Source organism: Streptomyces sp. NPDC060184 (assembly GCF_042728795.1).
Taxonomy (GTDB): domain Bacteria; phylum Actinomycetota; class Actinomycetes; order Streptomycetales; family Streptomycetaceae; genus Streptomyces.
On record NZ_JBHWYX010000052.1, the window covers coordinates 15140 to 39330 of the forward strand.

The window sequence follows — 24191 nt, forward strand, 5'->3', positions numbered from 1 at the left end:
TCCCGTACGACCCCGCCACGGGTCGTGCCGGCGGATCAGCCGGCACGACCACCCCTTCGCCCCAGGACCGCGTGTGCGCCGGCTCACTTCCCGGTCACGGCCGCCATGGAGATGCTCCAGAAGTCGGCGTAACGGCCACCGCGACGCAGTAGTTCGTCATGGCTGCCTTCTTCCACGATCCGGCCGCCCTCCAGGAAGACGACCCGGTCGGCACGCTGGACGGTCCGCATCCGGTGCGCCACCATCACCACCGTCCGGCCCGCCATCAGGCGCTCGATGCCCTCGTGGACGGCTGCCTCGTTCACCGGGTCGAGCGCGGAGGTCACCTCGTCCAGCAGCACGATGGGCGCGTTCTTCAGCAGGGCGCGCGCGATCGAGACCCGCTGGCGTTCACCGCCCGACAGGAGCGCACCGCCCTCACCGACATGCGCCGCCCAGCCGCCTGGCAGTCGCTCGATCACCTCGTCCAGCCTTGCCGCCGTCGCCGCCGCCCGCACCTCGGACTCCTCGGCGTCGGGGCGGCCGAGACGGATGTTCTCCTCGATCGTGCCGTCGAAGAGGTACACGTTCTGGAAGACGATGGAGATCTGCTCCATCAACACGTCCGGGTCGATGGAGCGCACGTCCACACCGCCCACGCGCACCACGCCGGCGTCGACGTCGTAGAACCGCGCGAGCAGTTGGAGCAGAGTGGACTTGCCCGTGCCCGACGGTCCGACGACGGCGAGCCGCTGGCCCTGCGGTACGGACAGCGACATCTCGTCGAGGACCGTGCGGTCGCCGTGCCGGAACACGACGGACTCCAGATCCAGCTCGTGGCTCACCGGCCGGATCGGGTCGGTCGCCTCGGGCAGCGGCTCGGCGCGCAACACCGCGTCGAGTCCCGCCAGTACGGAGCGTGCGCCGCGGAGCTTTCCGCCGGTCTCCGACAGCGACAGCAGTGGATCCGCGCAGCGGGCCGCCAGCACCAGGATCGTCAGCACCTCCGCCACCCCGACGTCTCCTCCGAGCGCGAGGTAGGCACCGAGGACCAGCAGTCCGGTGAACATCGCCTGCACGGTGAGCGTCAGGCCCAGGGTGCCGGGCAGTGACGACACCGTGGCCCGTCGGGACGCCCGCTGCACCCCCCGCAGTGCGTCGTCCAGCAGCCGGAAGCGCTCGTCGGTCCGGCCGCCGGCCCGCAGCACGGGCTGGGCCTGCAGGAATTCGATGACCCGCCCAGTGGCCTCGTGGTCGCGCTCGGTGCGCTCCGCGTCGCCGGCGGCCATCGCGCGGCCCGTCCAGATCTGGATCGCCGCCACGACGGGTGCGGCGGCCAGCGCGGCCAGACCCAGCTGCCAGTCGCAGGCGAACATCACGGCGACGATCGTCAGGGGGGTCACCGATGCCGAGACGAACGGTCCGAGCAGATGCGCGATCACGCCCATCGCCTGGAGTACGCCGCGACTGGCCAGCACCGACACCTCGCCCAGACGGCCGGCGCTGTACCAGCCGATCGGCAGTTTCGCCAGGTGATCGCCGAACCGGTGGTACAGGCCACGCAGCATCCCGGCCGCGACCAGGAACCCGGACAGGTCGCTGAGGTAGCGCAGCACCCCGTAGACGGCGACCGAGGCCCCGAAGCCGATCAGCCAGGGCCAGGCGTCGCCGGGCGTGGTGCCGAACAGTTCCCGCAGGACGGGGACGAGCAGGGCGTAGGACAGACCCTCCACGACCGCGGTCGTCGCCATCAGGGCCAGGGTGCGGCGCAACGGGCCCGCGTACTCGCGTCCCAGCACGCCCAGCAGCAGTCGAATCATCGACGTTCGTCTCCTTGCAGTACGCCACCGTGGATGTCGGACCCGTCGCTCACCGCAGAGCGGTGGGATTGCCAGAACGCGGCGAAACTGCCGCCCCGCGCGAGCAGTTCGGCGGGCCGGCCGCGCTCGACGATCTGCCCGTTCTCGAGCATCACGACGGTGTCGGCGTCGGCGACCGTCTCCAGCCGGTGGGCGATGACCAGCACCGTCCGGTCGCCCTGGAGCGTCGCCAGCGCACGGCGCACCGCCTGCTCGGTCTGCGGATCGGCGAAGGCGGTGGCCTCGTCGAGAACGAGCACCGGAGTGTCGGCGAGCAGCGCGCGTGCGATCGCGATCCGCTGTGCCTCGCCACCCGACAACACGGTGTCCTGGCCGATCACCGACTCGTAGGCGCCGGGCAGTTCGAGAATGCGTTCGTGGATGTTCGCCAGTTTCGCGGCGCGTACCACGGCGTCGGGGTCGGCGTGGGGGACGGCCAGCGCGATGTTCTCCGCGATCGTCGCGCGCAGCAGGCGAACGTCCTGGAAGACGAAGGAGACGGTCCGGTAGAGCTCCCGGCTGCCGAGTTCGCGCAGGTCGACACCGCCCAGGACGACCGAGCCCCGGGTCGGGTCGAAGAACCGTGGCAGCAGCTGGACGAGCGTGGATTTCCCGCTTCCCGACGGCCCGACGAGCGCGGTGACCGTACCGGGTTCGAGTACCAGGTCGATTCCCCGCAGTACCTCGTGATCGTCGTCGTATCCGAACCGGACGTCGCGCAGTTCGACCCGGTGCCCCTGCGGTTCGCCGGGGTGCGCGGGCTCCGCCAGCGGCTCCTCCCGGAGCACCTCCTTGATCCGGCCGAGTGCGCGTCCGGCCCCCTGGAGGTCGTCGAAGCCGTGGCTGAGGGCTCCGATCGGGGCGGTCAGGCCCAGTCCGAGCAGCAGGAAAGGCAGGAGGTCGGCCGGGGCCAGACTGCCGCTCGTGATGAGGGGCGTACCGCCGAGCAGGACGACCAGCAGCACGAACGGAGGCGACAGCACCATCTGGATCACGGCGCCGATCCTGGCGATACCGCGCACCCACCGGTAGAAGATGGCGCCGAAATCGTCCGCGGCCGTCAGGAACGTACGGTGGGCGCGCCGGGAACCGCCGAAGGCCTTCACCACCGCGATGCCCTGCACGAACTCGACGACGGAACTCGAGATCCGTCCCATGCCCCCGTCGAACTCCTGCTGTTCGCGTTTTCGGGCCGGGGTCTCCATCAGGGGGACCAGGGCCACGGCGGCCACCACCGGCACCAGGGTGATCAGGGTGAGCCGCCAGTCGATGGAGAACAGGTAGACCAGCGACGCCAGGGGGACCACGAAAGCGGCGGTGAGCTCGGCGGGGGCGTGGGCGATGAGCGGGTGCACGGCACTCACGTCCTCGCCGACCACCTTGGCCAGTTCACCGGTCCGGCGGCGGGAGAACCAGCCGATCGGCACGCGCCCCAGCTGCTCGGCGAGTCGTCGGCGAAACGCCAGTTGCACCCGTCCGTCCAGGACATGCCCGAGGGCGGACGACGTGGCCGTGAGCAGCAGACGGACGAACAGGCCCACCGCACCGGCGATCACGACGTTCCAGACGTGGTCGTGGTCGATCGGGCCGGAGGACAGCAGGGTCCGCCCCAGTTCGACGACGGCCAGCAGCGGCGCCAGCCCCGCGAGGGCGCCGACGACCTGAAGGACCACCACGGTCGCGAAGCTCCGGGTGTACGGGCGCAGCAGCTGCTTCGTGGTCATGCTCTGTTCCGCAGCGGGACCGGCATCCGGTAACGGTGTGGACCGCTCCAGCGCCTCCGCGGGGTCGATCGCGCTCATCGGGCTCCCCTCTTCTTCTTGAAACGCTTTCGGGTGCTGACGAAAACGGCTGCGGGCGCCCGGGGCGGCCCCGCCCCGTCGGTGCCACGTGCCCCGCGATGTTCGCCGACTTCGCGGGAAGACGCCAGACAACTGCCCCCTCGTGCCGGATAGCGACGTCAACTAGCCTTCCGCAGATGGAATTCCATGATCTGGACGAGCTGGATCTCCGCCTCGTGCACGCCCTTCAGCTCGACGGGCGAGCACCGCTGAAGCATGTCGCCGAGGTCCTGGGCGTCTCCGACCAAACCGTGGCACGCCGCTATCGCCGGCTGCGTGGGAGCGGCGCGATGCGGGTGCTGGGACTGCCCGACGCCGCTCGCTTCGGTCACATCGAATGGCTCCTGCGGGTCCGCTGCACCCCGGACACGTCGGGCAGCGTCGCCGCCGCGCTGGCGCGACGGGACGACACCACCTGGGTGAGTCTCACCGCCGGCGGCACGGAGATCGTGTGTCTCACCCGTGCCACGCGCCGTGCGGACGGCGCGTCGCTGCTGCTCCAGAGGCTCCCGCGTACCCCCCGCGTGGTCGACATATCCGCGCACTACCTCCTGCACACCTTCTTCGGGGGGCCCACGGGCTGGCACGGCAGGACCCGGGCCCTGACCGCCGGGCAGGCCGATCTGCTGCGGCCCCGGCTGCCCGAGCCGCCGCCGAAGGGGGTGCGCGTGCGGATGCGCGAGGGCGACAGCGACCTGTTCGCCGTACTCGCCTCGGACGGCCGGGCCGGTCACGCCGAACTGGCCACCGCCACGGGCTGGTCGGAGTCGACGGTCAGGCGTCGGATGGAGTACCTGCGCGAGATGGGGGCGCTGTTCTTCGACGTCGAGATCGACTCGGCGCTCCTCGGGTACGAGACCGAGGTCATGTTCTGGCTCACGGTGCCGCCGGCGGATCTGGTGAGCGTCGGCGAAGAGCTGTCCCAGCACCCCGAAGTGAGCTTCACGGCAGCCACCTCCGGGCCGTCGAATCTGGTGGCGATCGGCGTGTTCCGGGACATCGACGGGTTCTACGACTACCTGAGCACGCGGATCGGCGCGCTGAAGACCGTGAACCATGTGGAGACCGCACCGGTGCTCCAGTCGATCAAACGGTCAGGACGTCTCGTTCCGACGAGGAGCCCGCTTTTTCCTTCACGTTAGTCGCCCCGTTGTCGGTTTCCGTCACTTCGCTCGCCGTACGAGGGCGGAGGGGCGCCGCGCCCGGAAGCTGGGGGCCGTCGAACGGGCCCGTGGGCTCTCGGATGTGGAAGGAGCTCGTATGCGTAAGTGGTGGCCCTTGGCAGCGATCAGCCTGGGAACCTTCATGCTGCTGGTGGACGTCACGATCGTGACCGTGGCGCTGCCCGACATGGCGAAGGATCTCGACACCACCCTCGCCGACCTCGAGTGGGTCGTCGACGTCTACGCCCTGGCCCTGGCGGCCCTGTTGCTCGGGGTGGGTTCCTCCGCCGACCGGATCGGCCGCAGGAAGGTCTACCTCGGCGGACTGATCGTCTTCACGGCGGCCTCGCTGGTGTGCGCGATCGCCCCGAACGCCGAGGTGCTGATCGCGGCCAGGGCGGTCCAGGGGCTCGGTGCCGCCGGCATGTTCGGTACGACGATCGCCCTGCTGGGCATGCACTACGGCGGCCGGGAACGTGGTGTGGCCTTCGCCGTGTGGGGTGCCACCAACGCCGTCGCGGCGGCGGCCGGTCCGGTGGTCGGCGGTCTGCTCACCGAATACCTGGACTGGCGCTGGATCTTCTTCGTCAACCTGCCGGTCTGCCTGATCGCCGTCCTGATGACCGTGCGGGTCGTGCGCGAGGCGAAGTCCCCGGGCAGGCAGCGCGCGGACGTCCTCGGCACCCTCACCTTCACCGTGGCGAGCGGCGCGCTCACCTTCGCGTTGATCCACGCCCACTCCGACGGCTGGGGCGTGCCCCTCACGCTCGGCATGTTCGTGCTCGCGGTGGTCGCGCTGGCGCTCTTCCTCGTGGTCGAGTCGAGGCACGAGCACCCGATCCTCGACCTGTCCCTGTTCCGCCGGCCGACGTTCACCGGCATCATGCTCAGCGGACTGATCCTCCAGGGCGCGGCGTTCGCCTACCTGCTGTTCGAGTCGCTGTGGATGCAGACGGTCCTGGGCTACGGGCCCGTCAAGGCGGGCCTCTGCATCCTGCCCATGTGCGGTGCCGCGTTCCTGGTGTCGACGCTGGCGGGCAAGTTCGGCCCGTTCCCGGCCCGGACGTCCATGGGAGGAGGGCTGGCACTGATCGGTCTCGGCTCCGCGCTCCAGGCGATGCTCGACGCGGGATCCTCGGCCGGTACCCTCCTGGCCGGGCTCGTCGTGTCCGGCATGGGCGTCGGCCTGGTGACGCCGAGCCTGGCGGCGGCGGCGCTGGCCTCCGTGCCGCCCGAGCGCGGAGGCATGGCCGGCGGCGCGGTCAACACGTTCCGGCAGCTGGGCTTCGCGCTGGGCATCGCGGTGTTCGGCGCGATCTTCCAGTCCCGGATCGAGAGCGTGCTCCGGGACGACGGCCAGGTGCCCCACGCGCACGAGACGGCCGTCGCGCTCAGTGGCGGACAGGCCCAGTCGGTCATCTCGGGGTCCTCGGCCGGTGCGCGCGAGGGAATGGAGCATCTGGTGCGCGAGGCGTTCGCGTCCGGCCTGAACCTCATGCTCTGGGTGGCCGCCGCCCTCGGGGCCGTGGCCTCGGTGATCGCCTTCCTGATGGTCCGCCTGCCTTCGGGCGGCGCCGGGGGACGGGTGGCGCAGACCGGCGGGGGCGCACCGGCGCGGGAGGCGCGGGCCGACGCCACGACGTGACGGCGGTCCGACCGGACACGCGGTCGGTGCCGGGTCGAGCGGTCCGTCCCCCCGGGCGCTCGTCGTCACCGACCGCGTCCCCCGGTGCCGTGCGCCTCACAGGGCTGCCGCACCGGGGATCGGTTCTCCGCCTCGTACCGTTCCGCGGCGCCTCAGACCGGGGCCAGGGTCTGAGGCGGGGTGAAGCCTTGCAGCGCGGCGCCGCGGCCGGCCGCCGCACCACTGAGTCCGCGCAGTTCGGTGAGGGTACGGGCGAGCGAGCGGGCGGTGGTGTCGTGCCTGTCGGCGACGGCCTGCCGGAACGCCGAGACGAGCCCGCTCTTCTCCGTGTCGAACCAGAGCAGGGCGTTGCCCGCGGTTGCCTGACGCCCGTCGGCCAAGCCGCGGACGGCGGCGCGGGCCCGCGTCAGCCACGCGGTGAGCGCCAGGTCGACGGTTCGGCGACGTTCGGCGGTGGTGCTCTCGGCCAGCGCGCACTCGTGCGCGAACAGGCGGATCACGGGTGGCATCCGATAGCGCAGCCGTTCCGCGCGATCGGTGTCGCACACCTCCAGCAGCCGGGCGTCGACCAGGGACTCGAGGAGGTCTTCCGCCTCCTCCCTGTCGGTCTCCAGTACGACGACCGCCAGCCAGCCGGGTATCTCCGCGGTGTGGAGCAGCGACAGCCGCCACAGTGCCGTCCTGGCCTCGGCGGCAAGATGCAGGTAGCTCGTGCGCAGCGAGGCCCGCACGTCGATGTCGGCGAGGCGCAGTTCGTCGAGCGGTCGCCGGTCGCCGTCGGCCAGCCTGCGTACCATCTCGGCCAGCGGCCAATGGGGTTTGGCGGCCAGCCGGCCGGCCACCACACGGACCGCGATCGGCAGCCGGCCGCATTGGGCCACCAGCGAGTCGGCCGCCTCGTGCTCCGCCGCGACCCGCCCGGAGCCGACCACGCGGGACAGGAGGCCGAGTGCCTCGGGCCGTTCGAAGACGTTCAGTTCCAGCGACCGCGCACCCTCGAGGGCCGTGAAACGCGACCGGGTCGTCACGACCACCCGGCTGCCCCCGGCTCCCGGAAGCAGCGGCCGTACCTGCCGCTCGTAGTGGGCGTTGTCCAGGACGATCAGGACACGGTGCGAGGCGAGCACACTGCGGTAGAGCTGGGTGCGTGCCTCCAGCGTCCCGGGGATCGGCGTCCTGGGCTCGCAGAGCGTCTGCAGGAACCATTCGAGCACGTCGAAGGGATCCCTCGGGCGGTCCTGCGACCCGTCCAGGTCTGCGTATAACTGGCCGTCGGGGAAGGCATCGAGGCACCGGCGTCCGGCGCGCACGGCCAGGGCGCTCTTGCCCACGCCGGCGGCGCCGGTGACCACGACCGGCGCCGGCCCGGCACGGTCGTCGCGCAGCAGGCCGGACAACTCGCGCAACTGGGGCTCGCGTCCCGTGAAGTCGGCGACGCCCGGAGGCAGCATGGCCGGCCGCACCCTCGGCCGGGCCTGGACGCGGATCTCCTGGGGAAGGGCGGTGAGTCCCATGTCCCCGGACAGGATGGACTGGAAGACGTCGGCGAGCGCCGAACTGGGTTCGATGCCCAGTTCCTCGGCGAGAATCCTTCGTCCGCGCTGGTACTCGGCCAGGGCGTCGGCCTGCCGCCCGACGCGGTAGAGCACGGTCATCAACTGGGCCCGCAGCCGCTCCCGCAGAGGGTGGGCCTCCACCAGGCCGACGAGTTCGGACACGAGCGCGTCGTGGCGGCCGAGAGCGAGGTCGGCGGCGACACGGCCCTCCAGTGCGGCCATGCGCGCTTCTTCGAGCCGGGGGAGTTCGACCCGGGTCAGGTGTTCCGTCACGCCGGCGAGCGTGGGGCCGTGCCACAGCGCGAGTGCCATGGCCAGGTGCTCGGCGGCCTCGGCGTGGCGGTGCGCCTTCAACGCGTCGTAGCCGAGACCGGCCAGGCGCCCGAACTCGGCGTGGTCCAGGCCCGCGTCGGTTCGCACGAGCTGATAGCCCGGCCGACGGCGCAGGATGGTCGCTCCGGGAGACAGCAGTTTGCGCAGCCGTGAGACATAGGTGAAGAGCTGCTGGTCGACCGTGGCGGGCGGCGTCGGCCCCCAGGTGACCTCGCGCAAGTACGCGTCGGAGACGACGCGGTTGCCGGCCAGGAGAAGCGCGGCGAGTACCGTCTTCGGTTTCTCCGCCATCGGCGTGAGGTCCCGCCCCGCCTGTCTTATTCCGACAGGTCCGAGAACATAGAATTCCACCCTTACCCCCTTGCGTGTGCACGGTCCGGATAAGTCGAAACGCTTCGGTGCCATGAGGCCGAGGGCACGGGCCAGACGCTACCAGCCGGAGATCGTCTCCAGACCCCCATTTCCACATGTGATCCGGTGGGTTTACCTGGCGGGTGTTTCTCATCCCGCCGCCTGAGATATGCGCCGACGCTCGGTCCACCGCCGGGACCCTCAACTCCCCGGGACGCTTCTCGGAGCTCGTAGCACCTCTGGTCGTCGGCGGGGCCGCCGGGGCCGCGTGCGTGCCGTGTACAGGCCAGATCCGGGTGACGTCGTCGACGTCGGGCGCGGTCGTGACGACCTTGAGCGGGGTGCTCCGTCCGCCGCGGATCGGACGGTGTTCGCTGCCTGTTCACCGCCGGTCGACCTGAGACGGGCCGGTGCCGGCGCCCCCTGTCCGCGCGGATGCGGGACGCCCCTTACACGTGCACGACCAGTTGGGTTCACCCGCCGTATTCGGCTCGGCGAAGCCAACCCGGTGCGACGGGTCGAGGACTCCCGCCTCCCGCCACCGGTCCGGCCGGTGCCGGTGTGTCCGCCCGGAGCCGAACCCCTGCTCCGAGGGCGGGAGTTGCCAGGCCGTGTCGTCGTGGAGGGCGAACGGGGCGCCCCGCGGGCGGAGCCGGTCCGACGCCTCCTCGGCCCCGCCGGCGCAACCTCTGCGGCCGGCATCGACAAGATCGTGTCGCGAAATCCTGTCCCCCTGACCTGCACGGTATAGCGGCGATATGGTTCCTTTCCGTATCGGTATAGAAACCGTCCGCAAGATGTGGGCCTGAGCGAACAGCCGGGTGGACATCCCGCTGAACGGAATGCCGATGGGGGAATGCCATGAGTGACGGGCGAGTCAGAAGTCTGGTGATTCTCGGCGGGGGAACGGCCGGCTGGATGACGGCTTCTTATCTCGGGAAGGCGCTGCAGGGGGAAGTGGACATCACCCTGCTCGAAGCGCCCGCCATTCCGCGTATCGGTGTGGGTGAGGCGACGGTCCCGAACCTGCATTCCGCTTTCTTCGACTTCCTGGGGATTCCCGAGCACGAGTGGATGCGGGAGGTGAATGCCAGCTTCAAGGCGGGAATCAAGTTCGTGAACTGGCGCACACCGGGACGCGGTGTCCCGCAGCCCCGCCCGCTCGGCGCGCGGACGGACACCTTCTACCACCACTTCGCTCACCTGAAGGAGCACGACGGCGTTCCGCTGCCGCAGTACTGGTACCTCAAGCAGCAGCGTGGTGACGACCCCGGGCCGTTCGACCGTGCCTGTTTCCCGGAGACCGCGGTCCTGGACGCCAACAAGGGTCCCTGGAAGGCGGACGGCACGCCGGCCATGGACTACGCCTGGCACTTCGACGCCGCGCTGGTCGCCGACTTCTTGCGTCGTTTCGCCACGCAGAAGCAGGGTGTGCGGCATGTCCAGGGCGAGATGGCCGAGGTGATCCAGGACGAGCGCGGCTTCATCACGGCCCTGCGCACGACGGACGACGAAGTCCTGGAAGGCGACTTGTTCGTCGACTGCTCGGGCTTCCGCGGCCTGCTGATCAACAAGGCGATGGGCGAGCCGTTCCTCGACATGGGGGACAAGCTGCTGTGCGACAGTGCGGTGGCCACGGCGGTTTCCCACGACGACGAGGCGAACGGCGTCGAGCCCTTCACTTCGTCGATCGCCATGTCGAATGGCTGGACGTGGAAGATTCCGATGCTGTCCCGATTCGGCACCGGCTACGTCTTTTCCAGTAAATTCACCACGCGCGACGACGCGACGCGGGAGTTCTGCGAACTGTGGGGGCTCGACCCGGAGAACACCCCACTGAACCAGGTGTCCTTCCGGGTGGGCCGCAACCGCCGGGCCTGGGTGCGCAACTGTGTCGCCATCGGCCTGTCCTCCTGCTTCGTGGAACCGCTGGAGTCGACGGGCATCTACTTCATCTACACCGCCGTCGAGCAGCTCGCCAAGCACTTCCCGGACAAGCGGTTCGACCCGACGCTGAGCGACCGGTTCAACCGCGAAATCGAGAGCATGTTCGACTTCACGGTGGACTTCATCCAGACCCACTTCGCGTTCTCGCCGCGCACGGACACGGAGTTCTGGCGGGCCAACAAGAAGCTGCCGATCGGCGACGACCTGCGGGAGAAGATCGAGCTCTACCGCGCCGGACTGCCGGTCAACCCGTATTCCAGCGGCGAACAGGTGCTCCACGGGACGTCCGAGCTCAGCAACAAGAACTTCTGGAACAACACCAACTACTGGTGCATGCTCGCCGGCCTCGGCTTCCTCCCCGAGCACGTGCTGCCCGCCCTGCGGTACAAACCCGCGTCGGTCGCCGGCGCGGACGCACTGTTCGCCGACGTACCGCGCCGTGCCGCCGAGCAGCTGGAGGAACTGCCCTCCACGTACGACATCCTGCGTTCCCTGCACGGCAAGTAGAGCGCGGAGACCTCCCATGAACCGAGCCACGCGTGCGGCTGTGGGCGATCACACCCGCCTTCAGGGCCCCGACGCCATGCGGCAGTTGATGGCAGGGTTCCCCACGGGAGTGGGGATCGTCACCGCCTTCGACTCGCGGACCCGCCCCTGGGGCATGACGTGTACGTCCCTGGTGAGCGTCGCCCTGGAACCGCCCACTCTCCTGGTGTGCCTGCGCAGCGGCAGCCCCACCCTGCACGCCGCGCTCGAAGCCGGGGCGTTCGCCATGAACCTCCTCCACCAGGGGGCGCAGCCGACCGCGGAACTGTTCGCCTCCGGTGCGCCGGACCGCTTCGACCGCGTCGAGTGGACCGCACCCCCGGCCGCCGCCGGACCGCACTTGCGCTCCGACGCCCACGCGGTCGCCGACTGTGCGGTCGTACGGCAGGACACCCACGGCGACCACGTCGTCGTCTTCGCCGAGGTGCGTGACGTCCACCTGAACCGCACACCGGGCCCCCTGCTCTACGGACTGCGCCGGTACGCGTCGTGGCCGACGAACTGAGGCTGGCGCCCCCGAAGACGGGGCGGAGCGCCCCGGCCCCTTCCCGGGCGCGATACGTCTACGCCCTCCTGGTGCTGATCCCGGCGGCTCTGGTCGCGGTCGTGCTGCGCTTCGGCATCACGGACGCCGGGTCGAGCGGATCGGCCGGCAGGGCACACGCGGCCTCCGGAACGTTCGCCGAGCTGCTGTTGGCCCTGGCGGTGATCCTCTGCGTCTGCCATCTGACGGCGGGTCTCTTCCGGCGGATGTCCCAGCCCGCCGTCATCGGTGAGATCGTCGCCGGTGTCCTGCTCGGTCCCTCGCTGCTGGGACTGCTGTGGCCGAGCGGGTACCACCGGCTGTTTCCCGCGGACCTGACGGTGCCGATCAACATCCTCGCCCAACTCGGCCTGATCTGCTTCATGTTCATGGTCGGTTACGAGCTGGACCTGGGAGCGGTGCGCGGGCGCGGGCAGATTGTTCTGACGATCAGTCACGTCGGTGTCGCCGTGCCCCTGCTCGCGGGGGTGCTGCTGGCGCTGGGGATGTACGAGCCGTACGCCCCGGACGGCCTCGGCTTCACGGCCTTCGGACTGTTCATCGCCGTCGCCATGAGCATCACGGCCTTTCCGGTGCTGGCCCGCATCATCGCCGAACGGCGCTCCGACGAGCTGACCGTCGGACCGGTCGCGCTCGCCGGCGCGGCGGTCGGGGACGTCACGGCCTGGTGTCTGCTCGCCGTGGTGGTCGCCGCGGCGGAGGGCTCCTCCCTGTACGGCGTGGTCCAGATCCTGTGCCTCACCGCGCTGTTCTGCGCGCTGCTGCGTTTCGCGGTGCGCCCCGTGCTGGAGCACACACTCGGGTCGCGCACCTGGTCCCGCGGCACGGTCATGCCGGTGCTCTTCTCCGGCATTCTGCTCAGCGCGCTGTCCACGGACCGGATCGGCATCCACGCGATCTTCGGGCCCTTCCTGCTGGGAGCGGTCACGCCGCGGGGCTCGGTCCCGGTCGAATGGGCGGTGGGACGGCTGCGATCGGTGACCGAGGCACTGCTGCTGCCGCTGTTCTTCGTCTTCTCCGGGCTGCGCACCTCGATCGGGCTGCTCGGCGACTGGCAGGCATGGTGCTGGTGTCTGGCCGTCGTGGCGACGGCGATGGCCACGAAGTGGGTCGGCACCACGCTGGCTGCCAGAGGCTGCGGCATGGGCTGGGAGGAGTCGCTGGCCATGGGCGCCCTGATGAACTGCCGCGGTCTGACCGAGCTGGTCGTGCTCAACGTCGGTCTGGACCTCGGGGTCATCACGCCCGAGGTGTTCACGATGTTCGTCGTCATGGCGCTGATCTCCACCCTGCTCACCGCCCCCGCGCTCTCGCTGATCGCGCGCCGGTTCTCCGGGACGCGCGCCGCTCCCCAATGAGGCGCCCGACCCCCGGTGGAGCGCCCGCCCCGCGTGAAGCGCCCGCCCACCGGTGAAGCGCCCCCCGGTGGAGCGCCCGCCCCGGTGGAGCGCCCGCCCCCGCTTTCCCCTTTCGGCCATCGAGAAGAGGACGTTCGAGATGCACCAGACCCCCCGGCACTACTTCGAGACGCGGCTGAGACCGGCCTCGGATCCCATGACCGCCGCTGCTCGCCTGGCGTCGTCCGGTCTGCACCCGGACTACGTCGTCTACGAGAACGGCGGCGTCTGGTCCTACGCCGGCGGCGCGCTCGCCGAGATCACCCTGGACCGTACGGGGGCTCGGCTCCGCCAGCAGCAGGAGGAGGTGCTGCTGCCATGGGACGGCCGCCCGCTGCGGCAGGTGCAGAGCCTGCTCGACGCCGTACGGGTCAAGGACTGGCGGGCCTACGGCTGGGCGGCGTTCGAGCTGTCGTACGCCAAGGACGGAGACCTCCGGCACGTCGGTGACCAGCGGCTGCTTCACCTCGTCGTCCCCCACACCGAGATCAGGATCGAGGCCGGCGAGGCGTATCTGCGCTCGGCGGACCAGGCCACCCTCTCGGCCGCGCTGGACGTGCTGTCCGCGGAGCACACCGAGTCGCGGGCCGTACCGGATCCCGTGGACGTACGGCAGGCCGGAGCGGATGCCTACCGCCGGGCCGTCGGCGTCGCGGTCGACGCGATCAACGAACGGCTCCTTCAGAAGGTGATCTTCTCGCGGGTGGTCCCGGTCGATCACGAACTCGACTTCGTGGGCACGTACCTGGCGGGCCGGCGTGGCAACAACCCCGCCAGGTCCTTCCTGCTCAGCCTCGGCGGCATCGAGGCGACGGGCTTCAGCCCGGAGATCGTCGTCCAGGTCGCCCCGGACGGACGTGTGGTCAGCCAGCCTCTGGCCGGGACCCGGGCGCTCACCGGTGACCGGGCCGAGGACGACCGGCTGCGCGCGGAACTGCTCAGCGACCCCAAGGAGATCTACGAGCACGCCATCTCCGTGAAGATCGCCTGCGACGAACTCCTGGAGGTATGCGCCCCCGGCACCGTCGACGTCGAGGAGTTCATGGTCGTCAAGGATCGCGGCACCGTGCAGCACCTGGCCTCCCGGGTCGGCGGGCAGCTCGCCGACGGCCGAGGTGCCTGGGACGCCTTCAAGGCGGTGTTCCCGGCGGTCACCGCGTCCGGTGTGCCCAAGGACGCCGCCTACGACAGCATCCGCAGCAACGAGTCCGAGGCCCGGGGGCTCTACGGCGGGGCCGTTCTGACGGTCAATCACGCCGGGGCCATGGACGCGACCCTGGTGCTGCGCAGCGTCTACCGGCAGAACGGCCGCACCTGGCTGCGGGCCGGCGCGGGCATCGTGGGGCAGTCCCGCCCGGAGCGGGAACTGGAGGAGACCTGCGAGAAGCTGGGCAGCGTCGGACGGTTCCTGGTGCCCGCCGCCCAGCCCGCCGAGCCCGTCGGTGCCGGTGCCGGTGCCGGTGCCGGTGCGATGGCGGGAGGGACCCGCCCGTGAGGCTCAGCGGAATTCATCTCGCGGGCATCGCGACCCATCTGCCCGAGCTGTACCCGACGGCCCGCGCCGTCGAGGAAGGGCTGTACGACGAGCAGGACCGGGAGGAGTCCGGCATCGAGTCCGTGCCCGTCGCGGGCGAGACCACCGGGCCCGATCTGGCCGTGCGCGCGGCCAGGAAGGCGTTGGCCCGCTCCGGTCACGGACCCGAGGACTTCGGCGCGCTGCTGCACAGCAGTGTCCACTTCCAGGGCCCGGACGGCTGGTCCGCCCACCACTACGTCCTGCGGCACACGCTCGACCGCCCGGTGACGGCCGTCGAGGTACGGCAGGGCTGCCTCGGCATGCTCTCCGCGCTGGAGCTGGCCGCCGGCCGTCTGATGGCGGCCCCCTCCGAACCGCCGGCGGTGCTGCTGACCGCCGGTGACAACTTCTCCACCCCGCTGGCGGACCGCTGGCGGGCCTCGAAGCTCTTCCTGCTGGGTGACGCCGGAGCGGCGGCCGTGGTGTCCCGCCGGGGCGGCTTCGCCCGGGTGCTGTCCGTCGGCTCCGTGTCGGCCCCCTCGATGGAGGAACTGCACCGCGGGGGAGAGCCCCTGTTCCCGCCCGGTCCCACCGTGGGCCGCACCCTCAACCTGGAGGAGCGCAGGGAGTTCTGGCGCCGCGAGTGGGCGAGGGGAGTCCCGCCGCCCATGGGCAACTTCGGCGACACGGTCGCCGCCGCCGCGCACCGGTCGCTGGCGGAGGCAGGCGTCACGATGGCGGACATCTCCCGGGTCTGCCACGTCGGCTTCTCCCAACTGCCTCTGCAGGCGTCCTTCCTGGACCCCCTGGGCATCGACGAGAAGCGGGGTGTCTGGGAGCTCACCCGCATCACCGGCCACCTGGGCGCAGCCGACCCGGTCGCCGGCCTCGAACACCTCTGGCGGACCGGCCAGGTCGGCGCGGGCGACCTCGTGATGGTCATCGGCGCCTCGCCCGGGATGGAGGCGGGCTGCGCCATCGTCGAGATCACCGTCCCCCGTGGGACCGAGGGGGAGGGCGACCATGCTTGAGGGATGCACCCCGTGGCCCGAGGAGCGGGCACAGGGGTACCGGGCGGCGGGCCACTGGCGGGGAGAGAACCTCGCGGACCAGCTGGCCGCCGCCGGGGCGGCACACGGTGACCGCACCGCCCTGGTGCACGGGCGGCGCCGGCTGACGTACGACGAACTCGACCGCCGGGTGTCCCGGACGGCGGCGGGGTTCGTGCGACAGGGCATCGCCGCGGGTGACCGGGTCGTCGTACAGCTGCCGAACGTGCCCGAGTTCGTCATCGTCTGCTTCGCCCTGTTCCGCATGGGGGCCAAGCCGGTGTTCTCGCTGGTCTCCCACCGGGCCAACGAGATCCGCCATCTGTGCGCCATCTCCGGGGCGGTCGGTTACGTGGTACCCGGCACGTACCAGGGCTTCGACCACACGCGGCTGGCCCTCGACCTCGCGGGCGAGTTCGACACCCTGCGGAAGGTCTTCGTCCTGGACCCGGCCGTGAAGGCCCCCGCCGGCACCCCCGCCGGGCTGCTGGTCCCGCTGGACGACGTCGACGCCGAGCCCGAGCCGCTGCCACCGCCCGACCCGTCCGACGTCGCGTTCTTCCTGCTTTCCGGTGGTACGACGGCGCTGCCGAAGCTGATACCGCGAACCCACGACGACTACGCCTACCAGACCAGGGCCGCCGCCGAACTGCTCGAACTGGGACCCGAAGACGTCTACTTGGCGGTGCTCCCGGCGGAGTTCAACTTCACCTGGGGGTGCCCCGGTGTGGTGGGCACACTGCGCTCCGGCGGCACCGTGGTCCTGATGGAGGCGCCCATCGCCGACGAGTGCTTCGAGACCATCGAGCGTGAACGCGTCACCTTCACCTCGCTGGTGCCGACCCTGGCGCAACTGTGGCTGGAGGCCGCCGAGTGGAACGAAGCCGACCTGTCGAGCCTGCGGCTCGTGCAGATCGGCGGGGCCCGACTGCACGCCTCCGTCGCGGAGCGCGTCTCCCCCGTCCTCGGATGCCGGCTGCAACAAGTCTTCGGGATGGCGGAGGGACTGCTCACCCTGACCCGCGCCACCGACAGTGCGGAGGCCGTCGTCACCACCCAGGGCAGGCCGCTCTCGCCCGCCGACGAGGTGCGCGTCGTCGGCCCCGACGGCGACGACCTGCCGCCGGGCAGCATCGGTGAACTGCTCGCCCGAGGCCCGTACACCCTCCAGGGCTACTACCGGGCTCCGGAGCACAACGCCCGCGCCTTCACCGAGGACGGCTTCTACCGCACCGGCGACCTCGCGCGGCTGACCGCCGACGGCGCTCTCGTCATCGAGGGCCGCATCAAGGACGTGATCGTCCGGGGTGGGGACAAGGTGTCCGCCGGAGAGGTGGAAGAACACATCCTGGCCCATCCGGCGGTGGCCGAAGTGGCCGTCGTGCCGGTGCCCGACCCGTTCCTGGGCGAGCGGGTCGGCGCCTACGTGGTCCCGGACGGGCCGCCGCCCGGCCTGCGGGAGCTGAAGGAGGCGCTGCACGCGGACGGTCTGGCCGACTACAAGCTGCCCGACTGGCTGGCGATCGTCGAGAAGCTGCCACTGACCGGGCTCGGCAAGGTCGACAAGAAGACCCTCGCCGCCGACGCGGCGGCCAGGATCCGCGCGACGGACACCGCACCGTCCGAAGCGGCGGCCGGCCGGTGACGTCGTACGCCGTTCCGACGCCGGCCGACGGTGCCGATCCCATCCGCTCCTGCCGCGCCGCACGCCGTCCCGCCCCCCGTCCCGCCGAGACAGAAGGAAACGAAGCAACGATGGAGAGCACAGCGGACAGTCCGGGCCGAATACCGACGGAGGTGTCCGCCGCGTTGCGCGAGGCCGTCGCGACCATGATCGGTGCGCAACCCGACGAGATCGCGCCGGATGCCAATCTCATTCATCTCGGTCTCGGATCCCTGGAGATGATGCGACTGGTCAACCGGTGGCGGCGGGACGGGCTGCCCGTCTCGTTCCGCGCGCTGGCGGCCGAACCGACCCTGGACGCCTGGCAACGGCACTTCGACACCGTCGCGGCGGAGTCCGGGGAGGCCACGGCGTGAACGGGACCACCCCGCCGGGCGACGAAGGGCTCCCCGGCCGCCCGCCGGCGCTCCTGATCCGTGGCGGACACGTCTGTACGGCGGACGCCGCCGCCCGGGTGCACCCCACGGGGTCCGTGCTCGTCGTGGGCGACCGGATCGCCGCCGTGGGCCCCTGCGAGGAGGTGGCCCGGGCCGTCGCAGGGCTCACCCCCGGGCAGCGGGCGGGGCTGCGGACGCTCGACGCCGGCTCCATGCTCGTCATGCCGGGGTTCGTGAACAACCACTGGCACGACCTGTTCGCGGTGCGACTGCCCTTCAAAGGCGCCCTGCGCACACCGGACGACCGGGCCGACGAGCCGGGTTTCATGGCCCTGGGCGGCGACATCGCCCAGGTCTCCGCCGGGTTCGAGGGATTCCGCCGCCTGGTGGACGCCCTGGAGCCCGACGAGGCGAGGGCCGTCGCCCGGTACGCGCTCTGGACGCAACTGCGCTCCGGCACCACGACACTCGGCGACGTCGGGTCCGTCAACCGTCCCGAAGCGCTGGCCGACGCGGCGCTGGAACTGGGCATCCGCGCTTCGGTGAGCGCCTGGGTGGCGGACACGGTGTGCGGGACGGGCAGCGGAACCCCCGAGCGGACCCGCGACACCGACACCGAACTGGCCCGGATCCAGCGGGTGCTGGACCGGGGCGCGGCGGACCGGACCGGTCGGCTCCGGGCCTGGCCCACCGCGCCCTACCTCACCAACATGAGCGACGAGCTCGGCCGCGGCCTGGCCCGCCTCTCGGCCGATTACGGCGTTCCGTTCGCCACCCACGTGGGCGCGCTGCGCCACGAGGCGGAGGCGGTGCGCACACACTTCGGCCTCACCCCCGTGCGCAGGCTCGACCGGCTGGGCCTGCTCAACGACCGGCTCATGGCGGTGCACTGCGCGTTCGCCGACTCCGAAGAGCGGCGGATGCTGCTCGACGCCCGGGTCCACATCAGCCACTCGCCCGCGAAATACGGCCCCACCGGTGAGTCCACCCTGAGCGAGACCGGTCTCATCCCCGAACTCAAACGCTCCGGCCTCGACGTGTCACTGTCCACGGACGGGGGCGTGTTCCCCGTCATGGGCATGGCCGAGGAGATGCGGGCCGCCTGGCAGATGTACAACGAACTCGCGGCGGACCACACCACCCTGCCCGCCAGCGAGGCCCTGGCCATGGCCACCCGGATCGCGGCCCGCGGCCTCGCCTGGGAGCACGAGGTCGGCAGCCTGGAGGTGGGCAAGCAGGCCGACCTGGTGCTCGTGCCCATCGACGACTGGCGCTATCTGCTCAACCCCCGCCCACTGGAGGGCTATCTGACGCTGGGCGGCACACAGGACGTGCACACCGTGCTGGTGGCGGGCCGGATCCTGCTGGAGAACGGCCGCGCACCGCATCTCGACGAGGCCGGCCTGCGGGACGACTACCTGCGCGCTCTGCGTTCCTTCTCCGCCCGGGCTCTCGGCATCGCCGAAAAGGAGCTCACCGCCCTGTTCGACGACAACCCGCGGCTGCGCACGAGGGACACCGCCCCGGCCGCCCACCGGGTCTGACCGCGCCACGCCGGCTCCTCTCCCGCCCGCGCCACCCACGGAGGTAGTGCAACGATGTCCGACAACACCGCTCTGCTGCTCGTCGAGGACGAGGGCGCGGCCCTCTCCTTCGACGAGGTGCGCCGATGGCGGGCGCTGCCCGCCCGGCAGCAGCCCGACTGGCTCGACGACCCGCAACTCGAACCCGTACGTGAACTCCTCTCCACCAAGCCCGCGTTGGTCACCCGCGACGAAGTGACGACGCTGCACGCCCTGCTGGCCGAGGTCGCGCAAGGCCGATTCCAGGTGGTGCAGGCCGGCGACTGCGCGGAGGATCCGGCGGAGTGCGGGGCCGGACCCGTCGGCCACAAGGCGGATCTCCTCGACGAACTCGCCGCGGTGATGAGCGCCCGCTCCGGCAGGCCCGTCCTGCGGGTCGGCCGCATCGCCGGCCAGTTCGCGAAGCCCCGCTCCCAGCCCGTGGAAGAGGTCGGCGGACGTCAACTTCCCGTCTATCGCGGCCACATGGTCAACCGACCCCAGCCCGACGCCCGGGCCCGGCGTCCGGCGCCCTCGCGGATGGTGGGCTGCTACGACGCCGCGGCCTCCGCCCTGGACGCCCTGCGGCTGCGCGGCATGGCCGACGGGGCGGCGCCGTCCACCCAGGTGTGGACCAGCCACGAGGCCCTCGTCCTGGACTACGAACTGCCCCTGCTGCGCCGCAACCGCGACGGCCGACTGCTGTTGGCCTCCACGCACTGGCCATGGATCGGCGAGCGCACCCGGCAGGCCGACGGGGCGCACGTACGCCTGCTCGCCGCCGTGGACAATCCCGTCGCCTGCAAGGTCGGACCGTCCGCGGACCCCGACGACCTGGTGCGCCTGTGCGAACTGCTCGACCCCGACCGCACGCCGGGCCGGCTCACCCTGATCGCGCGGATGGGGGCCGAGGCCGTGACCGAGCGGCTGCCCCCGCTGGTGTCCGCCGTGCGGGCCGCGGGGCACCCCGTCAGCTGGCTGTCCGACCCGATGCACGGCAACACCGTGACCGCGCCCGGAGGCGTCAAGACACGGCGCGTCGACGCGATCGTGCGGGAGGTCGTCGGCTTCCAGGACGCCGTCGTGAGCGCGGGCGGGGTCGCGGGGGGCCTGCACCTGGAGACGACGCCGTACGACGTCACCGAGTGCGTGGCGGACGGGTCCGGAGACGACCGGCTGGACGGGGCGTACACCACGCTGTGCGACCCGCGGCTCAACCCCTGGCAGGCACGCGACGTGCTCTCCGCGTGGCAGGACACGGACCGATGACGCACGACGACGCGAGGGGAAAGGAGTCTTGCCGATGAAGGACACGATCGCGGTGGTGACCGGTGCGGCAGGAGGCATCGGGGGCGCGGTGGCCGAGGCACTGGCCGTACGTGGAGTGTCGGTCGCCCTGCTGGACCGGGACGCCGACCAGCTGCACGGGGTGGCCGAAAAGCTGCGGGGGGCCGGTCACCGGGCGACGGCCTTCCCGGTCGACGTCACCTCCAGCCAGGACGTCGAGGCGGTGGTCGAGGCGGTCGAGGAACGGCTCGGCCCGGTCGACCGGCTCGTCAACGCCGCCGGAGTGCTGCGCAGCGGCCGGGTCGACGGCTTCGCGGACGAGGACTGGCAGGTGACCTTCGCCGTCAACACGACGGGCGTCTTCCACGTGTCGCGCGCCGTCGTGCGCCGGATGAAAGCGCGGCGGCGCGGGGCCCTGGTCACGATCGCCTCCAACGCCGCGGGCACCGCGCGCATGGAGATGGCCGCGTACGCGGCGTCGAAGGCCGCCGCGTCCATGTTCACCAAGTGCCTCGGCCTGGAGAGCGCCGCGTACGGCATCCGCTGCAACGTGGTCGCCCCCGGATCGACCGACACCCCCATGCTGACCGCGCTGTGGGACGACGAGTCCGCGGCCCGCGTCTCGATCGACGGTGCTCCGGAAGCCTTCCGGGTCGGCATCCCGCTGGCCAAGCTGGCCCGTCCCCAGGACGTCGCCGACGCCGTGCTGTTCCTGCTGTCGGACGACGCGGCGCACATCACCATGCACCACCTCACCGTCGACGGCGGGGCCGCGCTCGGCGCGTGAGCCCCGCCATGGAAAGGAGTCGGTTGTGGCCATCCCGGCGATCGAGCCCTACCCGATGCCCACGGAGGACGACCTGCCGGCCAACACGGCCTCGTGGTCCGTGAGCCCGTCCCGTGCCGTCCTGCTCGTGCACGACATGCAGAACTACTTCCTGAGGCCGTTCACCGCCGGCCGTTCACCCGTCGACCCGCTGGTCCGCAACACCGTCCGCCTCCGGCGGACCTGCGCCGAGCTCGGCGTCCCCGTCGCCTATACGGCGCAACCGGGTTCCATGACCGGACAACAGCGTGGACTGCTCAACGACTTCTGGGGCCCGGGCATGACCGCGGGGCCCGAGGACCGCGCCGTCGTCGAGGAACTGACGCCGGGCGAATCGGACACGGTGCTCACCAAGTGGAGGCCGAGCGCCTTCTTCAACACGAGCCTGCTGGAACTGTTCCGCGACACGGGCCGGGACCAGCTGATCGTGTGCGGCGTGTACGCCCACGTCGGGATTCTCATGACCACGGGGGAGGCGTACGCCCACGACATCCAGACGTTCGTGGTGGGGGACGCCGTCGCCGACTTCACCCTGGCCGAACACCGTATGACGCTCCAGTACGTCGCCACGCGCTGCGGCATGACGCTGCCCACCGATGCGGTGGTGCGGCAGCTGGAGGAGGCGAGCCGCTCATGAACTCCGGTGCCGACGAGGCGCGCTCCGGCACGCCGCACCCGCTCCTGTCCCGGATCCTCGCCGCCGACCCGCCCCCGTTCGCCCTGCTGCACCGGCCGCAGGCCACCGGAGCGGACCGCCTGGAACTGCTGGTGGGCACGGTCTCCCAGCCCGGTTCGCTCGCCGAACTCCCCCTGCCCCAGGGCCCCGGCGCCGACCGGCACGACGTGCTCGCCGTGCTGCCCTACCGTCAGCTGGCCGAACGCGGCTATGCCTGCCGTGACGACGGCACCCCCTTGCTCGCCCTGACGGTCGAGGAACAGTGCGGCCTGTCCCGGCAGGAGTTCCTGCGGGACGTCGCGGACGTGCCGATCAGGATGGACGAGCACGGCTTCGACATCGACGACGAGGCGTACGCCGGCACGGTGCGCCGGATCGTCGAGGACGAGATCGGCCGGGGCACCGGCGCCAACTTCGTCATCCGGCGCGACTACCGGGCACAGCTGACGGACTGGGGCCCGGCTACCGCCCTGGCGTTCTTCCGCCGGCTGCTCCAGGGCGAATCCGGCGCCTATTGGACGTTCCTGATCCACACGGGCGAGAGGTGCCTCGTCGGCGCGACCCCGGAACGGCACGTGAGCCTGCTCGGCGGCGCCATGACGATGAACCCGATCAGTGGCACCTACCGGTATCCCGAAGGCGGCGCGGATCTCGACGGGGTGATGGGATTCCTGCGGGACGCCAAGGAGTCGGACGAGCTCTTCATGGTCCTCGACGAGGAACTGAAGATGATGGGCCGGGTGTGCGACCGCGGTGGCCGGGTGCGCGGTCCGTACCTCAAGGAGATGGAGCGCCTCGCGCACACCGAGTACCTCATCGAGGGCTCCAGCAGCAGCGGCCCGCGCGAGATCCTGCGCGAGACCCTGTTCGCGCCGACGGTGACCGGCAGCCCGCTTGAGAGCGCGTGCCGGGTCATCGGCACGTACGAACCCCACGGCCGTGGCTACTACAGCGGGGTGGCGGCCCTGGTCGGCCGGGACGCCGACGGCGGGACCGCCCTGGACTCGTCGATCCTCATCCGTACCGCGGACGTCGACCCGGTGGGCAGGCTCAGCATCGGAGTCGGCGCCACCCTGGTGAGGCACTCCTCTCCGCAGGCCGAGGTGGCCGAGACCCGGGCGAAGGCCGCCGGGCTGCTGTCCGCGCTGCGCAGCGAACCCGACACGAGGCACCCGGCACGGCACCGCGCCGCGGCGTCGGCGCGCGGACCGGTACTCGGGGACCACCCCGACGTGGTGGGCGCGCTGGCGAACCGCAACGCCACTCTGGCCGGCTTCTGGCTGGCGGACCCGGACGGCCGTGGACGCCCGGACGACCGGCTGGCCGGCCGGCGCCTCCTCGTCGTCGACGCGGAGGACACCTTCACCTCCATGGCGCGGCACTGCCTCGCCTCGCTGGGCCTGGACGTGACGGTGCGCCGCTTCGACGAGCCGTACACCCTCGACGACCAGGACTTCGTGATCGTGGGGCCCGGACCCGGAGACCCGCAGCTGCACGGCGACCCCAAGATCGCGCACCTGCGGGATCTCACCCGGGGGCTGCTGGACTCCCGAACCCCGTTCCTCTCCGTGTGTCTCGGGCACCAGGTGCTGAGTTCCCTCCTGGGGCTCGACATCGTGCGCAAGGCGGAGCCCAATCAGGGCTCCCAGCAGAAGATCGACTTCTTCGGCCGGCAGGAACTCGTCGGTTTCTACAACACGTTCGCCGCGCACTCGGCCTCGGCCACCTTGTCCTGCCCGTACCGGGGCGGCGAGATCCGCGTCTGCCAGGACGCGGGCAGCGGTGAGGTGCACGCACTGCGGGGCCCCGGCTATGCCTCGGTCCAGTTCCATCCGGCGTCGGTCCTCACGAGCAACGGAACCGCCGTCCTGCGCGAACTCCTGGTCGGCGTGGCAGCGGACGGCTGATCCCGCGCCGTCGATCTGCTCGGCCCCGTGACGGCGGAGGGCCGCGACGTGGTGGAGTCGTCCGCCGCCACCTCGTCCGGAGGGGTTCCGGGGCATCTGTCCGCCGGGCTGTCGTGCCGCGCGGACCCGAGCGGCGCGACAGCGCG

The 24191-nt window shown here is 71.3% G+C and carries 17 protein-coding genes; 14 read left to right on the forward strand and 3 right to left on the reverse strand.

The genetic code is table 11. From position 1 onward, the window contains the following. Nucleotides 1-83: 83 nt before the first annotated feature. Together ACFWEE_RS27725 and ACFWEE_RS27730 are read right to left on the reverse strand one after the other, a co-directional pair. Entirely contained in the window at nt 84-1799 is a 1716-nt protein-coding gene (locus ACFWEE_RS27725; protein WP_386893136.1) for an ABC transporter ATP-binding protein, read from the reverse strand. Continuing rightward, nucleotides 1796-3562: an ABC transporter ATP-binding protein gene (locus ACFWEE_RS27730; RefSeq protein ID WP_386893138.1), complete on the reverse strand. Its 1767-nt coding sequence runs from the start codon at nt 3560-3562 to the stop codon at nt 1796-1798. Before ACFWEE_RS27730 ends, ACFWEE_RS27725 begins: the two co-directional genes overlap by 4 nt. A gap of 254 nt (nt 3563-3816) precedes the next feature. On the opposite strand from ACFWEE_RS27730, the gene ACFWEE_RS27735 reads away from it, so the two are divergent. After that, nucleotides 3817-4821 carry an Lrp/AsnC family transcriptional regulator gene (locus ACFWEE_RS27735; RefSeq protein WP_386893140.1) on the forward strand — a complete coding sequence of 335 codons (1005 nt, stop codon included), beginning with the start codon at nt 3817-3819 and terminating at the stop codon, nt 4819-4821. 118 nt (nt 4822-4939) lie between these two features. Continuing rightward, nucleotides 4940-6487, forward strand: coding sequence for an MFS transporter (locus ACFWEE_RS27740; protein WP_386893141.1), 1548 nt, complete (start codon nt 4940-4942; stop codon nt 6485-6487). A gap of 152 nt (nt 6488-6639) precedes the next feature. Here the strand turns inward: ACFWEE_RS27740 and ACFWEE_RS27745 are convergent, their stop codons facing one another. Next, a complete protein-coding gene (locus ACFWEE_RS27745; RefSeq protein WP_386893143.1) occupies nt 6640-8667 on the reverse strand; it encodes a BTAD domain-containing putative transcriptional regulator in 2028 nt (675 codons plus the stop codon). Between the two features lie 921 nt (nt 8668-9588). Between ACFWEE_RS27745 and ACFWEE_RS27750 the strand changes: the two genes are divergently transcribed. From ACFWEE_RS27750 to ACFWEE_RS27805, 12 genes are all read left to right on the forward strand, one after another. Further along, complete coding sequence (locus ACFWEE_RS27750; protein WP_386893145.1) at nt 9589-11181, forward strand: tryptophan halogenase family protein; 1593 nt, start codon at nt 9589-9591, stop codon at nt 11179-11181. A 16-nt stretch (nt 11182-11197) separates the two neighbouring features. Then, the gene (locus ACFWEE_RS27755; protein ID WP_386893146.1) at nt 11198-11725 is read left to right on the forward strand and encodes a flavin reductase family protein; all 528 of its coding nucleotides are present in this window, start codon (nt 11198-11200) and stop codon (nt 11723-11725) included. Continuing rightward, nucleotides 11710-13122: a cation:proton antiporter gene (locus ACFWEE_RS27760; protein WP_386893147.1), complete on the forward strand. Its 1413-nt coding sequence runs from the start codon at nt 11710-11712 to the stop codon at nt 13120-13122. Before ACFWEE_RS27755 ends, ACFWEE_RS27760 begins: the two co-directional genes overlap by 16 nt. Nucleotides 13123-13261: 139 nt before the next feature. Further along, entirely contained in the window at nt 13262-14656 is a 1395-nt protein-coding gene (locus ACFWEE_RS27765; RefSeq protein ID WP_386893148.1) for a salicylate synthase, read from the forward strand. Beyond that, nucleotides 14653-15708, forward strand: coding sequence for a ketoacyl-ACP synthase III family protein (locus ACFWEE_RS27770; RefSeq protein WP_386893150.1), 1056 nt, complete (start codon nt 14653-14655; stop codon nt 15706-15708). The genes ACFWEE_RS27765 and ACFWEE_RS27770 overlap by 4 nt, the downstream gene beginning before the upstream one ends. Next, nucleotides 15701-17371, forward strand: a complete 1671-nt coding sequence (locus ACFWEE_RS27775; RefSeq protein ID WP_386893151.1) for a (2,3-dihydroxybenzoyl)adenylate synthase — start codon at nt 15701-15703, stop codon at nt 17369-17371. The genes ACFWEE_RS27770 and ACFWEE_RS27775 overlap by 8 nt, the downstream gene beginning before the upstream one ends. A gap of 110 nt (nt 17372-17481) precedes the next feature. Then, on the forward strand, nt 17482-17766 hold the full coding sequence (locus tag ACFWEE_RS27780; RefSeq protein WP_386893152.1) for a phosphopantetheine-binding protein: 285 nt from the start codon (nt 17482-17484) through the stop codon (nt 17764-17766). Beyond that, nucleotides 17763-19331, forward strand: a complete 1569-nt coding sequence (locus ACFWEE_RS27785) for an amidohydrolase family protein (protein WP_386893154.1) — start codon at nt 17763-17765, stop codon at nt 19329-19331. Before ACFWEE_RS27780 ends, ACFWEE_RS27785 begins: the two co-directional genes overlap by 4 nt. A 54-nt stretch (nt 19332-19385) precedes the next feature. Continuing rightward, nucleotides 19386-20618 (forward strand): 3-deoxy-7-phosphoheptulonate synthase, encoded by a 1233-nt coding sequence (locus ACFWEE_RS27790; protein ID WP_386893156.1) that lies wholly within the window; start codon nt 19386-19388, stop codon nt 20616-20618. 34 nt (nt 20619-20652) lie between these two features. Further along, nucleotides 20653-21423: a 2,3-dihydro-2,3-dihydroxybenzoate dehydrogenase gene (locus ACFWEE_RS27795; protein ID WP_386893158.1), complete on the forward strand. Its 771-nt coding sequence runs from the start codon at nt 20653-20655 to the stop codon at nt 21421-21423. 25 nt (nt 21424-21448) lie between these two features. Further along, entirely contained in the window at nt 21449-22099 is a 651-nt protein-coding gene (locus ACFWEE_RS27800) for an isochorismatase family protein (RefSeq protein ID WP_386893160.1), read from the forward strand. Further along, nucleotides 22096-24045, forward strand: a complete 1950-nt coding sequence (locus ACFWEE_RS27805) for an anthranilate synthase family protein (RefSeq protein ID WP_386893162.1) — start codon at nt 22096-22098, stop codon at nt 24043-24045. Before ACFWEE_RS27800 ends, ACFWEE_RS27805 begins: the two co-directional genes overlap by 4 nt. Nucleotides 24046-24191 lie beyond the last annotated feature (146 nt).

Excerpts from the sequence above, each read along its gene's own strand:
- ACFWEE_RS27730 (WP_386893138.1), bottom strand. The coding sequence starts at position 3,562 with ATGACCACGAAGCAGCTGCTGCGCCCGTACACCCGGAGCTTCGCGACC.
- ACFWEE_RS27790 (WP_386893156.1), top strand. The coding sequence starts at position 19,386 with ATGTCCGACAACACCGCTCTGCTGCTCGTCGAGGACGAGGGCGCGGCC.
- ACFWEE_RS27805 (WP_386893162.1), top strand. The coding sequence starts at position 22,096 with ATGAACTCCGGTGCCGACGAGGCGCGCTCCGGCACGCCGCACCCGCTC.
- ACFWEE_RS27780 (WP_386893152.1), top strand. The coding sequence starts at position 17,482 with ATGGAGAGCACAGCGGACAGTCCGGGCCGAATACCGACGGAGGTGTCC.
- ACFWEE_RS27735 (WP_386893140.1), top strand. The coding sequence starts at position 3,817 with ATGGAATTCCATGATCTGGACGAGCTGGATCTCCGCCTCGTGCACGCC.
- ACFWEE_RS27765 (WP_386893148.1), top strand. The coding sequence starts at position 13,262 with ATGCACCAGACCCCCCGGCACTACTTCGAGACGCGGCTGAGACCGGCC.
- ACFWEE_RS27725 (WP_386893136.1), bottom strand. The coding sequence starts at position 1,799 with ATGATTCGACTGCTGCTGGGCGTGCTGGGACGCGAGTACGCGGGCCCG.
- ACFWEE_RS27775 (WP_386893151.1), top strand. The coding sequence starts at position 15,701 with ATGCTTGAGGGATGCACCCCGTGGCCCGAGGAGCGGGCACAGGGGTAC.
- ACFWEE_RS27795 (WP_386893158.1), top strand. The coding sequence starts at position 20,653 with ATGAAGGACACGATCGCGGTGGTGACCGGTGCGGCAGGAGGCATCGGG.
- ACFWEE_RS27745 (WP_386893143.1), bottom strand. The coding sequence starts at position 8,667 with ATGGCGGAGAAACCGAAGACGGTACTCGCCGCGCTTCTCCTGGCCGGC.
- ACFWEE_RS27750 (WP_386893145.1), top strand. The coding sequence starts at position 9,589 with ATGAGTGACGGGCGAGTCAGAAGTCTGGTGATTCTCGGCGGGGGAACG.
- ACFWEE_RS27740 (WP_386893141.1), top strand. The coding sequence starts at position 4,940 with ATGCGTAAGTGGTGGCCCTTGGCAGCGATCAGCCTGGGAACCTTCATG.
- ACFWEE_RS27755 (WP_386893146.1), top strand. The coding sequence starts at position 11,198 with ATGAACCGAGCCACGCGTGCGGCTGTGGGCGATCACACCCGCCTTCAG.